The 15,045-nt window shown below is 72.6% G+C and carries 10 protein-coding genes; 1 reads left to right on the top strand and 9 read right to left on the bottom strand.

Annotated elements, in window-relative coordinates; all coding sequences use genetic code 11:
• Positions 1-37 precede the first annotated feature (37 nt).
• Entirely contained in the window at positions 38-1,186 is a 1,149-nt protein-coding gene (locus PSQ21_RS26505) for a PucR family transcriptional regulator (RefSeq protein ID WP_274033603.1), read from the top strand.
• 15 nt (positions 1,187-1,201) lie between these two features.
• Here PSQ21_RS26505 and PSQ21_RS26500 read toward each other — a convergent pair whose 3' ends face one another.
• The 9 genes from PSQ21_RS26500 to PSQ21_RS26460 form a co-directional block, all read right to left on the bottom strand.
• Positions 1,202-1,984, bottom strand: coding sequence for an isoprenyl transferase (locus tag PSQ21_RS26500; RefSeq protein WP_274033601.1), 783 nt, complete (start codon positions 1,982-1,984; stop codon positions 1,202-1,204).
• Positions 1,985-2,066: 82 nt separating this feature from the next.
• Positions 2,067-2,597: a hypothetical protein gene (locus PSQ21_RS26495; RefSeq protein WP_274033599.1), complete on the bottom strand. Its 531-nt coding sequence runs from the start codon at positions 2,595-2,597 to the stop codon at positions 2,067-2,069.
• On the bottom strand, positions 2,594-3,292 hold the full coding sequence (locus tag PSQ21_RS26490; protein WP_274033597.1) for a hypothetical protein: 699 nt from the start codon (positions 3,290-3,292) through the stop codon (positions 2,594-2,596). The genes PSQ21_RS26495 and PSQ21_RS26490 overlap by 4 nt, the downstream gene beginning before the upstream one ends.
• A gap of 123 nt (positions 3,293-3,415) precedes the next feature.
• Entirely contained in the window at positions 3,416-5,908 is a 2,493-nt protein-coding gene (locus PSQ21_RS26485; RefSeq protein WP_274033595.1) for a Tox-REase-5 domain-containing protein, read from the bottom strand.
• 355 nt (positions 5,909-6,263) lie between these two features.
• Complete coding sequence (gene serA / locus PSQ21_RS26480) at positions 6,264-7,856, bottom strand: phosphoglycerate dehydrogenase (protein WP_274033593.1); 1,593 nt, start codon at positions 7,854-7,856, stop codon at positions 6,264-6,266.
• A 341-nt stretch (positions 7,857-8,197) separates the two neighbouring features.
• Positions 8,198-9,199, bottom strand: coding sequence for a ketol-acid reductoisomerase (gene ilvC / locus PSQ21_RS26475; RefSeq protein ID WP_097867380.1), 1,002 nt, complete (start codon positions 9,197-9,199; stop codon positions 8,198-8,200).
• A gap of 116 nt (positions 9,200-9,315) precedes the next feature.
• The gene (gene ilvN / locus PSQ21_RS26470) at positions 9,316-9,843 is read right to left on the bottom strand and encodes an acetolactate synthase small subunit (RefSeq protein WP_274033591.1); all 528 of its coding nucleotides are present in this window, start codon (positions 9,841-9,843) and stop codon (positions 9,316-9,318) included.
• A gap of 22 nt (positions 9,844-9,865) precedes the next feature.
• Positions 9,866-11,722, bottom strand: coding sequence for an acetolactate synthase large subunit (locus PSQ21_RS26465; protein ID WP_274033590.1), 1,857 nt, complete (start codon positions 11,720-11,722; stop codon positions 9,866-9,868).
• A gap of 218 nt (positions 11,723-11,940) precedes the next feature.
• Positions 11,941-14,763 carry a putative bifunctional diguanylate cyclase/phosphodiesterase gene (locus tag PSQ21_RS26460; RefSeq protein ID WP_274035952.1) on the bottom strand — a complete coding sequence of 941 codons (2,823 nt, stop codon included), beginning with the start codon at positions 14,761-14,763 and terminating at the stop codon, positions 11,941-11,943.
• Positions 14,764-15,045 lie beyond the last annotated feature (282 nt).

Genomic DNA, 15,045 nt, shown 5'->3' with positions numbered 1-15,045 from the left:
GTCTGAAGAAGGGCGGGAAGGGGTGCAGAATGGTGGAGTGACAGGCGATTACCAGGAACTGGTCGACGAGATCTCGGCCCTCCTCGACGCCCCGGCCACCCTGGAGAACCGGGATTTCGGCCTGGTCGCCTTCGGAGCCCACGACAGCGACGACGACTCCGCGATGGACCCGGTCCGCACCCGCTCGATCCTGACCCGGCGCTCCACGCCCGCCGTGCGCGCCTGGTTCGAGGAGTTCGGCATCACCCGGGCGACCGGTCCCGTCCGGATCCCCGCCGCCCCCGAGGCCGGGGTGTTCCGGGACCGCATCTGCCTTCCCGTACGCCATCGGGGCGTCGTTCTCGGCTACGTCTGGCTGCTCGACGCCGACCCCGGCCCGACCGAAGAGCAGCTGGCCGCCGCGATGGAGGTCACCGCCCGGATCGGGGCGCTGCTCTCCGACGAGGCGCGGGCGGGCGCCGGCCTGTCGAGGGAGTTCGGCGCGGTGCTCACGGCGGGCCCCGGCCGGCAGCGCGACACCGCCGTCGCCGCGCTGGGCGAGGCCCTGGGGCCGGACGCGGACGGGCTGCACACGGTGGTGTGCGTGACCCCGTGGGCGGATGACACGCCCTCCGTACGGGGGGTGGCATCGGCGGCCGCCCTGGCGACCGTGGCCGCGCCGGGGGGAGCCGGGCCGCTGTCGCTGGCCGCGCTCGTCCGGCTGCGCGCGCCGGACCGCCTCGACCCGGCCCTGAGCGCCGCGGACCGGCTGCGCACCGGCGCCGGCCCGGCCGCCACCGGGGGGATCGCCACGCCGCGCCGGGGCCTGGACGAACTGACGGTCTCCTGGCGCGAGGCCACGGCGTCGGCCCGCGCGGCACGGGCCGAGACCCGCCTCGGGCCGGTCGCCCGGTGGTCGGGGATCGGCCCGTACCGCCTGCTGACCGCCCTCCCGGGCGCCGACGACGGACCCGGGGATCCGGCGGTCGCCCCGCTGCTGACCCCGCCGCACCGGGAGCTGGCGCACACCGCCGAGATGTTCCTGGACCACGCGGGCCAGGCGGGCCGGACGGCCGCCGCGCTGGGCATCCACCGCCAGACGCTGTACTACCGGCTCTCCCGGATCCAGCAGATCACCGGCCTCGACCTGAACGACGGCGAGGACCGGCTGCTGCTGCACATGGCGGTGAAGCGGGCCCGGCTGTAGGAGGTCCAGCAGCGCTCACTTGCCGAAGCGGCGCTCCCGGTTCGCGTACGAGCGCAGCGCGCGCAGGAAGTCCACGTGCCGGAAGGCCGGCCAGTAGCAGTCCACCCAGTGCATCTCGGCGTAGGCGGACTGCCAGAGGAGGAAGCCGGACAGCCGCTGCTCCCCGGAGGTGCGGATGATGAAGTCGGTGTGGTCGGCCACGGGTGAGTAGAGGTGCCGGGAGATGTCGTCGATCCCGAACCGGGCGACCAGTTCGGCCGGGTCGCCGCCGGCCGCGATGTGCTCCTCGAAGGCGCTCTTCACGGCGTCGACGATCTCGCGCCGACCGCCGTAGCCGACCGCCACGTCCACCTTGAGGCCGCCGCGCCCGGCCGTGGCGGCGGTGGCCTCCTTGAAGAACCGGGCGCTGGCGCCGGGCAGCATGTCGAGCGAGCCGATCGCCCGGACCTCCCAGTCCCGGCCCTCGGCGGTGATGTCCCGGACGGTCTCCTCGATGACCTCGATCAGGGGTCCGAGCTCTTCGGCGGGGCGGCCCAGGTTGTCGTCGGAGAGCATGAAGAGGGTCACGTGCTCGATCCCGGCGGCCGTGCACCAGCCCAGGAACGTGGTCACCTTGGCGCCACCCGCCCGGTAGCCCTCCCGGACGTCCGTGTGCCCGGCCTTCCGGGCCCAGCGGCGGTTGCCGTCGACCATGATCCCTACGTGCTGGGGGCGCGGCAGGCCCACCAGTGTGGCGGCGAGCCGACGCTCGTACACCGCTTCGATCGGCCGTCGGAGGAACAGGGGAAGCAGCTTCATGGACCCACTCCATCACAGGACCGCCGGTGCCGGAGCACCTCGTCCGAGGCCCCGAAGGCCTCCGGCCGGGCCCGGCCGGTCCTCACAACGGCCCGTCCCCGTCCTCCGGTTCGACGACCGGACGGTCGCTGACCAGGGCGGCCAGCACCAGCGGCGCGTCCCCGTCGCTGTGCCCCACGGTCAGGGCGACCCACCGGCCGCCGGGGGCGAGGGGCTCCCAGACCACCAGGTCTCCGTACAGATCCTCGGCGAACAGCGCCTCGTACAGCGGCTCCACGGGCGCCCCGGCCTCCCACCGCAGCAGCGCCGCGTGCAGCCGCACCGGCCGGTGCGGGCCCCAGTGGCCGCCCAACGCCCCTGCCAGCACCGCCAAATGGCCCTCGGCGGCCTCCACGGCTTCGTTCCACTCGGGGGCGTACACCCCGGTGAGGGAGCGGCCCTCCCAGAGCGGCACGATCCGGAAGCCCGCCCCGACGGTGGCCGTCCACTCGCCGGTGTCCGGGTCGCCCTCGGCGGCGGTGGGGCCGGTGGCCGGTACGGGGGCGGCGAGGAGCCCGGTCACCTCGGCCACCGCACGCTCCGCGTCGAACTCCTCGCCCGCCCGGCAGGTCACAGAACCGCCCGGTCCATCGGGCGGGGCAGCGGTGCCAGCGCCCCCGCCTCCCGCAGCCGCTGGTACACCCGCACCACGCCCGCGCTGTCGCCCGGGGCCGCGATGCTCAGCAACTCCCCGCCGCCGGGGAGGGGTTCGCGGACCACCTCCAGGCCGTCGGGGACCAGGGCCGCGCGGGCCGGGGAGAGATAGCCGGTCCGGCCGACGACCGGGTCGCCCACGGAGTACCCGGCGTCGTCCTCCAGCGCGTCCAGCACGTCGTCGTCGCTCACATCGCCGAAGTCCGGCTCCCACACCCGGGCGACGAGCGACAGGAGCGCCTCCTCGGGGACCACGGCCCCTTCCGGGGCGTGCAGGATGACCGCGAGCGACTGGAGGAGGAACTCCGGTGCCCCGCCGGCCAGCCCGCTGACCTCGGCCTCCCATCCGGGCGCCCCGGTGCCGACGAGCCGCAGCCCGGTGCCGGTGAGGTCCGACCAGTCGGCCGCGCTCTGGGCAGTGCGGAGCGCGCCGAGCAGGGCGTCCCCGTCGGGAGTGAAGGCGGTCGCGGGTCCGTTCCCGTGGACCTGGCTCCAGACGTCGGCCGCCTGCGGGACCAGCTCGGCGAGCCCGTCCAGGGTCCGCCGCCACCGGTCGGCCAGCGCCTCGGCCGACTCCGGCCGGGGGCCCCAGAAGCCCCGCACTACACGTCGCATGCTCGTCTCTCCTCCGTCGGCCCGCCCACTGCGCACGGTCCCCCGGCCGGACGGCGGCCGGGGTCACCACGCGTGCAGGCTACAAGGCGCCCGGGAGCGCGGGGGGTTCCGTCCGGGCGTGGCCTACTCGTCGAACGCCCCCGGTTTCCTGGTGCTGTCGTTGGGCTTCGTCGGGCTGTGGACCACCTTGACCGGCAGCCCTTCGTCACGGAAGGCCTTGCGGGCGGCCTTGGCCACCTGCGGGTCGGAGAAGTGCCACTCCACGCTCCGGCCGCCGGACGCCTCCACCTGGGCGCGGGCCTCGGTGACGAACTTGTCCTTGCCCGAAGGGGTGAGGGTGCCGCTGTCGGACTTGGACAGATAGCTGCCGTAACCGTTCTTGGCCTCCAGGAACGTCTGCCGGGAGGAGTCCCAGCCGTCGTACTCCACCGCCGGCTTGCCCTCCCGGGGGTGCGGCACGACGTACTCCTGGCCCCGGTTGGTACCGGTCACCTGCTCCTGGTAGCGCAGCCAGGACTCGTTCTTCCAGTTGGGCGCGGGGTTGCGGTCCCGGCTCGCCCAGTAGCCGTCGCCTCCGTCGGCGTCCCCGAGCGTACGGTCCTTGAGGTCGTCGGCCCAGGACGGCGGGTTGTAGTTGCGCGGGTCGGAGGTGTCGTTGCGCTGCGCCTGCGGGTACTTCTTCTTGTCCGCCTCCGCCTGGCGCGCCCGCTCGGGCTCCTCCAGCCTCTTCCGCTCCAGATGGGCGGCCCGCTCGGCTGCTCGCGCCCGGGCGGCGGCTGCCTTGGCCGCCTCGTCGCACCCGCCGTTCGCGAGGACGATCCGGCCCGGGGAGCCGCCCGCCAGCACTCCGGTGCCCGAGCCCGGGACACCGGTGGCCCCGCCCTCGCCGTACCGCGCGCGCGGGGGGCCCGAGGCGATGGCGCAGCCGGTGCGGCGGGCCGCGTCCTCGGCGGTGTCCGCCGCTTCGTCGGCCTCCTTCGCCGCCTTCCGTACGCCGTCGAGGTCGCCGGCCTCGGCCGCCTTGCGGGCCCGGCGGGCCGCCGCCCCCGCGTCGTCCGCGGCGCTCGCCACGGCTCCGGCGACCTTGCCGAGCGCACCGAGCTTGCCGACCTTCCCGACGACCTTCCCGACGTTGTAGCCGGGGATGAAGATCGAGCCGACGTTCCAGATCACATCGGTGACGGCGCGGGTCTTCTCGCCGTTCTCCCAGCGCTCGCGGACCTCGTCCCCGACGAAGACGTCGTCGCCGACCGTGACCACGGTGTCGACGGAGGCCTTGCCCCAGTCCAGGATCGCGCCCAGGTAGTCGCCGTCCGCCCACTTGTCGCCCGCGCCCGAGGAGTCCTTCACCCACTGCTCGCCGAGCTGCTTGCCGTAGTCGGCGAGGCCCGACCAGGTCTCCGGCTTGAACAGGTCGATGATCCCCGTGATGTCGCCCCAGAGTCCGTCGACCACGACGCCCTTGACGACCTGTGTCGTACGGTCCCAGGCGCAGCCGAAGAAGCCCCAGCCGCCGCAGTCCTCCTGCTCCTCGGCCTGCTCGCCGCCGCCCTCGCCCTCACCGTCGTCGGACGCCTGTACGTCGTGGGCGGCCTCGGGCTCCTCGTTGCCGTCGGGGAAGGTGTCCTCGCCGGTGCCGGGGCGGCCGGTGTCGTCGGGGCCTCCCGTGCCGCCGCCGGCCGTGGTGGAGCCGGAGCTGTCACCGCCGCCGGTCCCGGCCGTACCGCCGGAGCCCTCGGTGCCGCCGGGTCCTCCCGTGCCGCCGGGTCCTCCCGTGCCGCCGGAGCCTCCCGTACCGCCGGAGCCCTCGGTGCCGCCCGTGGAGCCGCCGGTGGCACCCCCCGTGGTCGTCGAGCCGCCGTCAGTCCCCCCGTCCGCCCCGCCGTCCGCGCTCCCCGACGTACCGCCGTCGGCGCCCCCGTCCCCGTCCGTGCCGCCGCCAGGGCGCTCGCCCGCATCGACGGAGCCGCTGCCCGGGGAGACCGGACAGGAGTGGCCGGTCAGCGAGCAGATCGCGGACTGGAGGCCCTCGGTGATCCGGCCACCGAGGCCGCCCACGGTCAGGGCCCCGATCAGCGCGACGACGATCAGGACCAGGCCCAGGTACTCCAGGGCGGTCTGCCCCCGGTCCCGCTTCCAGGTGATCATGTGCGGGAGCGAGAACTTCGGCGGCTGCCCCCGTTCTCCGGGCGGCAGCCGGAACCACGCCCGGCTCCCCGCGCGGCTGACCAGGACGATGATCAGCACCGGCAGGACCAGCTGGGTCAGTCCGTCCGGCGACCCGTCCCCGAGGTTGGCGAGGCCGCCGAGGATCAGCCACGCCTGGACGGCGACGATGCCCCACCGCACGCGCGCGCCGCCGGTCCGAACGTGCCGGGCCAGCAGCGCCGCGAGCACCCCGGGCGCGGAGGCGTACAGCAGGATGCCGAGCACCTCGGCGCCCATCGCGTCCGCGGCGAGGGCCGAGCCGGACAGGCCGACCGCGCCCAGCACCGTCGCCCCGAACAGCACGAGGAGCAGCACGCGGACCAGGACGAGCGGACGCGGGAGTTCACGCCGGTGGGCGACGGCCGGGGCCGGGCCTCCCGCTACGGGTATGCCACCGACAGCAGACATACGTGATCCGACCCCCGGGCACCCATGAGTGACATGACAACCGGTCACCCTAGGGTCGGGCCCCCGCTCACGTCGTGGGCCCCAGGACCCAACCCCGGGCCCACCCCCGCGGGTTGATCAGCCGGCGCCCGGCAGCCCGTCGCCGTCCCGCGCCCGGCAGCCCATCATCGTCCCGGCCCCGGAAACGCGCCGCCGTCCCGTTCCCGGAAACTCATCGCCGTCCCGCGTCCGGAAACGCGACGTACCCGGCGGCGGGACCACTCGTACGGGACGAGCGGGCCCACTACCGGGTACGGAGCGAGGTCGTATCGCTGTGCTTCCGCGTCAGCCGATGAGGTTCACCGACGTGTCGGCGTCAGTCGGTGAGGTTCACCGAGCGGGCCGAGGACGCGCCGATCTCCTGGGCGATCTCGGTCAGCACCGGCTGCGGGACGGTGTCGTCGACCGTGAGGACGACGAGCGCCTCGCCGCCCACGGCGGCCCGGGACACCTGCATGCCCGCGATGTTCAGCCCGGCCTCGCCGAGGATCTTGCCGACCGCGCCCACCACACCGGGACGGTCCTGGTAGCGCAGGACGACCATGTGGTCGGCGAGCGCCAGATCCACGTCGTGCTCACCGATGGCGACGATCTTCTGGAGGTTCTTCGGGCCGGCCAGCGTGCCGGAGACCGCGACCTCCTGGCCGTCGGAGAGCGTGCCGCGCACGGTGACCACGTTGCGGTGGTCGGGCGACTCGGAGCTGGTGGTGAGGCGGACCTCGACACCGCGCTCCTGCGCGAACAGCGGGGCGTTGACGTAGCTGACGGTCTCGTCGACGACGTCCTCGAAGACGCCCTTGAGCGCGGAGAGCTCCAGCACCTTGACGTCGTGCTGGGTGATCTCGCCGTACACCTCGACGTCGAGCCGGGCCGCGACCTCGCCCGCGAGCGCGGTGAAGATCCGGCCGAGCTTCTCGGCGAGCGGCAGGCCGGGGCGTACGTCCTCGGCGATGACGCCGCCCTGGACGTTGACCGCGTCCGGGACCAGCTCGCCGGCCAGCGCGAGGCGGACGGACTTGGCCACCGCGATGCCCGCCTTCTCCTGCGCCTCGTCGGTGGAGGCGCCGAGGTGCGGGGTGCAGACGACCTGGTCGAACTGGAACAGCGGGGAGTCCGTGCAGGGCTCCTTCGCGTACACATCGAGGCCGGCGCCCGCGACGCGGCCCTCCTTGAGCGCGGAGGCCAGGGCCTCCTCGTCGACGATCCCGCCACGCGCGGCGTTGACGATGCGCACCGAGGGCTTCACCTTGTGCAGCGCCTCGTCACCGATGAGACCGAGGGTCTCGGGGGTCTTGGGCAGGTGCACCGTGATGAAGTCGGCGACCTCCAGCAGCTCGTCCAGGCTGAGGAGCTTGACGCCCATCTGCGCGGCGCGGGCCGGCTGGACGTAGGGGTCGTAGGCGACGATCTTCATGCCGAAGGCCGACATGCGCTGGGCCACCAGGACGCCGATGCGGCCGAGGCCGACGACGCCGAGGACCTTCTCGCTGAGCTCGACGCCGGTGTACTTGGAGCGCTTCCACTCACCGTTCTTGAGCGCGGTGTTGGCCTGCGGGATGTTGCGCGCGGTGGCCACCAGCAGACCGCAGGCCAGCTCGGCCGCGGTGACGATGTTGGAGGTCGGGGCGTTGACGACCATCACGCCGGCCTTGGTGGCCGAGGAGACGTCGACGTTGTCCAGACCGACGCCCGCGCGGGCCACGACCCGGAGCTTCTTGGCGGCGGCGATGGCCTCGGCGTCGACCTTGGTGGCGGAGCGCACCAGGATGGCGTCGACGTCGGCGATCGCGGGGAGAAGCTCGGCGCGGTCCGCGCCGTTGCAGTGCCGGATCTCGAAATCCGGACCCAGGGCGTCGACCGTGGCGGGCGACAGCTCTTCAGCGATGAGTACGACAGGTTTCGAGCTCACGTGAGTCCTCACAAGTCCAGTGCGGACGGCCGTCCCGACGGCCGCAGGCGGTGGAGGGGCTAGCCGCGTGGAAGACGCACGACACTGTGGGCCCTGACGCGTGTATCTGTGGAGAAGTGTAGTCCCGCGACGCGCCTCGTACTGCGCTCCGGTGGAAGGATCACCCGCACGAGGGTGGACGTCGTGCACACCCGTACGGAACCGCCCCTCCGGTACCCCCGTACGGAGCGGCTTCTCCGGTACCAGGGCCTGTCGTCAAACTGCCGCCCGGCAGGCGGCAGTTTGACGACAGGCCCTGAGCGGGGCGGGCCCGTGAAGGGTCCGCCCCGCTCCCCCGAGGCCTAGGCCTCTTCGTCGTTCACCCAGCTCATGAGCTTGCGCAGCTCACGGCCCGTGGTCTCCAGCAGGTGGTCGCTGTCGGCCTTCTTGTACTCGTTGTACTTGGGCAGACCGTTGTGGTACTCCGCCATCCAGGCCTTGGCGAAGGTGCCGTCCTGGATCTCGGTGAGGACCTTCTTCATCTCGGCCTTGGTGTCGGCCGTGATGATGCGCGGGCCGGTGACGTAGTCGCCCCACTCGGCGGTCTCCGAGATGGACCAGCGCATCTTCTCCAGGCCGCCCTCGTACATGAGGTCGACGATGAGCTTCAGCTCGTGCAGGCACTCGAAGTACGCGATCTCGGGCTGGTAGCCGGCCTCGGTCAGGGTCTCGAAACCGGCCTTGACCAGGGCGGCGGTGCCACCGCAGAGGACGGCCTGCTCACCGAACAGGTCGGTCTCGGTCTCCTCGGTGAAGGTCGTCTTGATGACGCCGGCGCGGGTGCCGCCGATGCCCTTGGCGTACGAGAGGGCGAGCGCGAGGCCCTTGCCCGAGGCGTCCTGCTCGACGGCCACGATGCAGGGAACGCCGCGGCCCTCCTCGTACTGGCGGCGGACCAGGTGGCCGGGGCCCTTGGGGGCGACCATGCAGACGTCGACGCCGGCAGGCGGCTTGATGAAGCCGAAGCGGATGTTCAGGCCGTGGCCGAAGAACAGCGCGTCGCCGTCCTTGAGGTTGTCCTTGACGGACTCCTCGTAGACCTGGGCCTGGATCGGGTCCGGGACGAGGATCATGATGACGTCGGCCTCGGCGGCGGCCTCGGCGGGGGTCACCACGCGCAGGCCCTGCTCCTCGGCCTTGGCCTTGGACTTCGAGCCCTCGTGCAGACCGACGCGGACGTCGACGCCGGAGTCACGGAGCGACAGCGCGTGGGCGTGGCCCTGGCTGCCGTATCCGAGAACCGCGACCTTGCGGCCCTGGATGATGGACAGGTCGGCATCGTCGTCGTAGAACAGCTCGGCCACTGGGTTTTCTCCTTGGTGTGCAGGTGTTGCGTCCCACCGTACGGCGGGGTGCGTCGTATGGGTTGTCGGGTCTCGCCATGCGAGCGGTGCGGGAAGCTCCGCCCGGGCTTGTCCGCTCAGGCCGAGCGGTCGAGGGCGCGCAGCGACCGGTCGGTGATCGAGCGCGCGCCGCGCCCTATGGCGATGGTGCCGGACTGGACGAGCTCCTTGATGCCGTACTGCTCCAGCATCTTGAGCATCGCCTCCAGCTTGTCGGCCCCTCCGGTCGCCTCGATCGTGACGGCCTCCGGGGAGACGTCGACGGTCTTGGCGCGGAACAGCTGGACGATCTCGACGATCTGGGAGCGGGTCTCGTTGTCGGCGCGGACCTTCACCAGGACGAGCTCCCGCTGGATCGCGGCGGCGGGCTCGAGTTCGACGATCTTCAGGACGTTGACCAGCTTGTTGAGCTGCTTGGTCACCTGCTCCAGGGGCAGGCCCTCGACATCCACGACGATGGTGATGCGGGAGATGTCGGGGTGCTCGGTGGTACCGACCGCGAGCGAGTCGATGTTGAAGCCGCGTCGGGAGAACAGGGCCGTGATCCGGGCGAGGACACCGGGCTTGTTCTCGACCAGGACGGAGAGCGTGTGCTTTTCGGACATGGAGTCGGTCTCTCTCTGTCTCTCAGTCGTCTTCGTTGTCGCCGAAGTCGGGGCGGACGCCGCGGGCGGCCTGGACCTCGTCGTTGGAGGTGCCGGCCGCGACCATCGGCCAGACCATGGCGTCCTCGTGGACGATGAAGTCGACCACGACGGGACGGTCGTTGATGGAGTTGGCCTCCTCGATGACCTTGTCGAGGTCGGCCGGGTCCTCACAGCGGATGGCGTAGCAGCCCATGGCCTCGGACAGCTTGACGAAGTCCGGGACGCGGGTGCCCTTGGCCGGGACGCCGTCCGTGTCCGCGCCGGAGTGCAGCACGGTGTTGGAGTAGCGCTGGTTGTAGAAGAGGGTCTGCCACTGGCGGACCATCCCGAGCGCGCCGTTGTTGATGACGGCGACCTTGATCGGGATGTTGTTGAGCGCGCAGGTGGTCAGTTCCTGGTTGGTCATCTGGAAGCAGCCGTCGCCGTCGATGGCCCAGACCGTGCGGTCGGGCATGCCGGCCTTCGCGCCCATCGCGGCCGGGACGGCGTAGCCCATCGTTCCGGCGCCGCCGCTGTTGAGCCAGGTGGCGGGCTGCTCGTAGTCGATGAAGTGCGAGGCCCACATCTGGTGCTGGCCGACGCCCGCCGCGAAGATCGTGCCTTCGGGGGCGAGCTTGCCGATGCGCTGGATGACCTGCTGCGGGGAGAGGCTGCCGTCCTCGGGCAGGTCGTAGCCGAGCGGGTAGGTCTCGCGCCAGCGGTTGAGGTCCTTCCACCACGCGGTGTAGTCACCGGTGTTGCCCTCGGTGTGCTCGGCCTGGACCGCCTGGACCAGGTCGGCCAGGACCTCGCGGGCGTCGCCGACGATGGGGACGTCGGCGGTGCGGTTCTTGCCGATCTCGGCCGGGTCGATGTCGGCGTGGACGATCTTGGCGTACGGGGCGAAGCTGTCCAGCTTGCCGGTGACGCGGTCGTCGAAGCGGGCTCCGAGGGCGACGATCAGGTCGGCCTTCTGCAGCGCGGTGACGGCGGTGACCGCACCGTGCATGCCCGGCATTCCCACGTGCAGCGGGTGGCTGTCGGGGAAGGCGCCGAGCGCCATCAGGGTGGTGGTGACGGGCGCTCCGGTCAGCTCCGCGAGGACCTTCAGCTCTGCGGTGGCCCCGGCTTTCAGGACGCCGCCGCCGACGTACAGCACGGGGCGCTTGGCCTGGGTGATCAGCTTCGCGGCCTCGCGGATCTGCTTGGCGTGCGGCTTGGTCACCGGCCGGTAGCCGGGCAGGTCCTGGACAGGCGGCCAGCTGAAGGTGGTCTTCGCCTGGAGGGCGTCCTTGGCGATGTCGACGAGGACCGGTCCGGGTCGGCCGGTGGAGGCGATGTGGAAGGCCTCGGCGATGGTGTGCGGGATGTCCTCGGCCTTGGTGACCAGGAAGTTGTGCTTGGTGATCGGCATCGTGATGCCGCAGATGTCGGCTTCCTGGAAGGCGTCGGTGCCGATCGCCTTGGAGGCGACCTGGCCGGTGATCGCGACGAGCGGCACGGAGTCCATGTGCGCGTCGGCGATCGGCGTGACCAGGTTGGTGGCGCCGGGGCCCGAGGTGGCCATGCAGACGCCGACCTTGCCGGTGGCCTGCGCGTAACCGGTGGCGGCGTGGCCGGCGCCCTGCTCGTGGCGGACCAGGACGTGACGGACCCGGGTGGAGTCCATCATCGGGTCGTAGGCGGGGAGGATCGCGCCGCCGGGAATGCCGAATACCGTGTCGGCGCCGACTTCCTCGAGAGAACGGATGAGGGACTGCGCGCCCGTGACGTGCTCAACGGTGACGGACGGCTGTCCGCCGTTACGGGCGCGCGGCTGCGGGTGGTGGGCCCCGGTGGCCTGCTCGGTCATCGGCATTCTCTTCTCGAAGCTGAGGGTTTACGCGGGTGTTTTGCAGCGGTTTGAACGGTGCCAGTGCAACAAAAAACCCCTCGTGCCAGGAGGCAAGCGAGGGGAGCGCGCCGGGTGCGGTCCGCAGAGTGTCGTGGAGTGACTCTGCTTCAGCCGACGCGCTTTCCAAGTACGAGAATTCGGGTGCGCATGGCATTGACCCTCTCTCCGGCACGCATGACGTGTCAAGTGGGTGGGACAGGCGTCTCAGCATGTGATCCGGCGAGCAGGGGGATCGAGCCGCCCGCCATCGCCGGCCGGGGGGCCGGAATGCCCGGTACGGGGAACTCACCGCGGACCAGGGCGCGTCGCAGCCGGTACTCGTCGAGCGGGCCGGAGAAGGCCATCCCCTGGCCGTGGGTGCACCCCATGGCGCGCAGGGCGAGCACCTGCTCGGGGACGTCGACCCCGTCGGCGACGGACTGGAGGCCGAGGTCGGAGGCGATCCGCAGGAGGCCGCTGGTGATCTTGTGCAGCCTGGCCGATTCGACCACTCCCTCGACCAGATTCCGGTCGAGCTTGAGTACGTCGATGGGGAGCCGGCGCAGCGCGTTGATCGCCGCGAAGCCGCTGCCGAAACCGTCGAGCGCGATCCGTACGCCGAGTCGGCGCAGGGCCACGAGGCGCTGCTCCAGGGCGTCGAAGGAGACGCGCGGGTCGCTGTCGGCGACCTCGATCATCAGGGCGCCCGAGGGCAGGCCGTGGCGGGTCAGCAGCGCCTCGATGGAGCCGGGGGGCGAGGCCGCCTCCAGCAGCCGGGCGGCGGAGAGCCGGACGGAGACGGAGACCGGATGCCCGGCCCTGGCCCGGTCCGCGGCCTGGGCCACCGCCTCTTCCAGGAGCCAGCGGCCGAGCTCGGCCGCGCGGTCGTCGTCACCGGAGACCCGGAGGAACTCGGCGGGGGTGAACAGGATGCCCTGGGCGGAGCGCCAGCGGGCCTGGGCGGCGACGGCCGCGATGGACCCGCTGGCGAGGTGGACGACGGGCTGGTGGAGCAGGGCGAACTCGCCCTCGCGCAGGGCGGTGCGCAGCCGCGTGGCCAGCTCGGAGCGGCGTACGACGTCGGCCTGCATCTGCGGGGCGTACAGCTCGACCCGGTCCTTGCCGCCGGCCTTGGCGCGGTACATCGCGAGGTCCGCGTTGCGCATGAGGTCGGTGGGGCTGATGGCGGGCTCGGCGAAGGCCACGCCGATGGAGGCGGCCACCCGGACCTCGCTGGGGCCGATCCGGTAGGGCTGGGAGAGGGTGAGGCGCAGCCGGTCGGCGATCTCGTGGACCTGGTACTCCCGGGCGCCCTGGTCGCGGGTGCCGTCGCCGATGATGAGGGCGGCGAACTCGTCGCCGCCGAGCCGGGCGGCGGTGTCGCCGGCCCGGACGGAGTCCTGGAGGCGGCGGCCGGCCTGGACGAGCAGCTCGTCGCCCGCCTGGTGGCCGATGGTGTCGTTGACCGCCTTGAAGCCGTCGAGGTCAATGAAGAGGACGGCGGTGCCGGGGTCGCCCGAGCGGCGGCCGCCGAGCGCCTGGCGGACCCGGGCGGTGAACAGGGCCCGGTTGGGCAGGTCGGTGAGCGGGTCGTGCTCGGCGTTGTGCTGCAACTGAGCCTGGAGCCTGACCCGTTCGGTGACGTCCCGGCTGTTGAGGAGGAGGCCGCCCTGGTGGCGGTTGACGGTGGACTCGACGTGGAGCCAGTCGCCCGTTCCCGAGCGGAAGCGGCATTCGATGCGGGTGGTGGGCTCCTCGTGCGGCGGTGCGGCCAGGAAGCGCCGCACCTCGTGGACGAACCGGCCGAGATCCTCGGGGTGGATGATCGAGGACAGCTCGGAGCCGACGAGATCCTCCGCCTCGCGCCCGTAGACCCCGGCGGCGGCGGGGCTGACGTAGCGCAGGGTGCCGCTGGGCGCGGCGATCATGATGACGTCGCTGGAACCCTGCACCAGGGAGCGGAAGTGGTTCTCCTTCTGGGCCAGCTCCTGGGTGAGGGAGATGTTGTCGAGGAGCATGATGCCCTGCCGGACGACCAGCGCCAGGACGACGGTGCAGCCGGTGAAGATGACGACCCGGTCCACGCGGCGGCCGTCGACCACGTTGTACAGGATGCCCAGGGTGCAGACGGCGGCGGCGAGATACGGGGTCAGCGCGGCCAGCGAGCCGGCGATCGGGCGGCTGACGACGGCTCGCGGGGGCCCCGGGCGGGCGGACGGGCGGGCCTCGCCCCGGGCGCCCCAGGGGGCGTAGGCGAGGAGCAGCGATCCGGCGAACCAGCCGGCGTCCAGGAGCTGACCCGAGTGGTACGTGGAGCGCAGCAGCGGCGAGGTGAACACCGCGTCGCTCAGCACGGTGAGCGCCAGGGCGGCGATGGCGGTGTTCACCGCGGAGCGGTTCACCCCGGCCCGGCGGAAGTGCAGGGCGAGCACCATCGAGACGAGCACGATGTCGAGCAGCGGATAGGCCAGCGAGAGGGCCGCGGGCGCGACGCTGGTGTCCTGGCCCCCCGCCAGGTGCGTGGTGTGCGCGAGGGCGAGGCTCCAGGCGAGCGTCAGCAGGGAGCCGCCGATCAGCCAGGCGTCCAGGGCCAGGCACACCCAGCCGGCCCGGGTGACGGGCCGTTTGGCGAGCACGAGCAGCCCGACGACGGCGGGCGGCGCGAAGCAGAGGAAGAAGACGTCGGCGAGGGAGGGCGTGGGCACGGGGAGGCCGAGGACGACCTCGTACCAGCCCCAGACGGCGTTTCCGCAGGCCGCCATGAGGGAGGAGAGCGAGAACAGCATCCAGGCGGGCCGGAGCCGGCCCGCGACCACCCGTGCGTAGAGGAAGCAGGAGACCGCGGCGACCAGGGCCGCCGCGGCGAGACCGAAGTCCCCCATGAAGACGGCCACCTGCGGCGATCCCCAGCCGACGGCGGCGCCGACCGAATATCCCGCGCAGACGACGCCGAGCAGGATCCGGGACCGCATCCCCGTGGAGCCGGCGGTGGACCGCGGGGAGAGCAGGGCCCCCAGCGCGCTCACCGGAGGGCTCCCCGCCCCGGGCCCGCCGGGAACGTGCCCCCCGGCGCCCGGCTCCTCGCGGGGCGTCCGGGGCACCGCTCGCTCCGGCCCGGCCGGGGCCGCCTCGCCGATGCCGGTCCGGGGCAGGGATCCGGCCATCGGCGGGTGCTGTGCTCCGTCGGCGCGGGCGGTCGCAGCCGTCCGCTCATCCGCGTCGGATCGTCTCTCCATGGCCAGCACATCGCCCGTCGCCCCCTCGCGTTCCGGTGCTCCCCCCGCGCCGCCCCTTCCACGGCGCAGCCC

Source organism: Streptomyces sp. MMBL 11-1, from assembly GCF_028622875.1.
In the GTDB taxonomy this organism is placed as follows: Bacteria; Actinomycetota; Actinomycetes; order Streptomycetales; family Streptomycetaceae; genus Streptomyces.
The sequence above is the reverse complement of the archived record's forward strand: the minus strand, read 5'-3'. Positions and strand labels throughout refer to the sequence as shown.

Bases quoted from the DNA above. Each gene is read 5' to 3' on its own strand.
- PSQ21_RS26500 (WP_274033601.1), bottom strand. From the start codon at position 1,984: ATGAAGCTGCTTCCCCTGTTCCTCCGACGGCCGATCGAAGCGGTGTAC.
- PSQ21_RS26490 (WP_274033597.1), bottom strand. From the start codon at position 3,292: ATGCGACGTGTAGTGCGGGGCTTCTGGGGCCCCCGGCCGGAGTCGGCC.
- PSQ21_RS26485 (WP_274033595.1), bottom strand. From the start codon at position 5,908: ATGTCTGCTGTCGGTGGCATACCCGTAGCGGGAGGCCCGGCCCCGGCC.
- ilvN (WP_274033591.1), bottom strand. From the start codon at position 9,843: ATGTCCGAAAAGCACACGCTCTCCGTCCTGGTCGAGAACAAGCCCGGT.
- PSQ21_RS26465 (WP_274033590.1), bottom strand. From the start codon at position 11,722: ATGCCGATGACCGAGCAGGCCACCGGGGCCCACCACCCGCAGCCGCGC.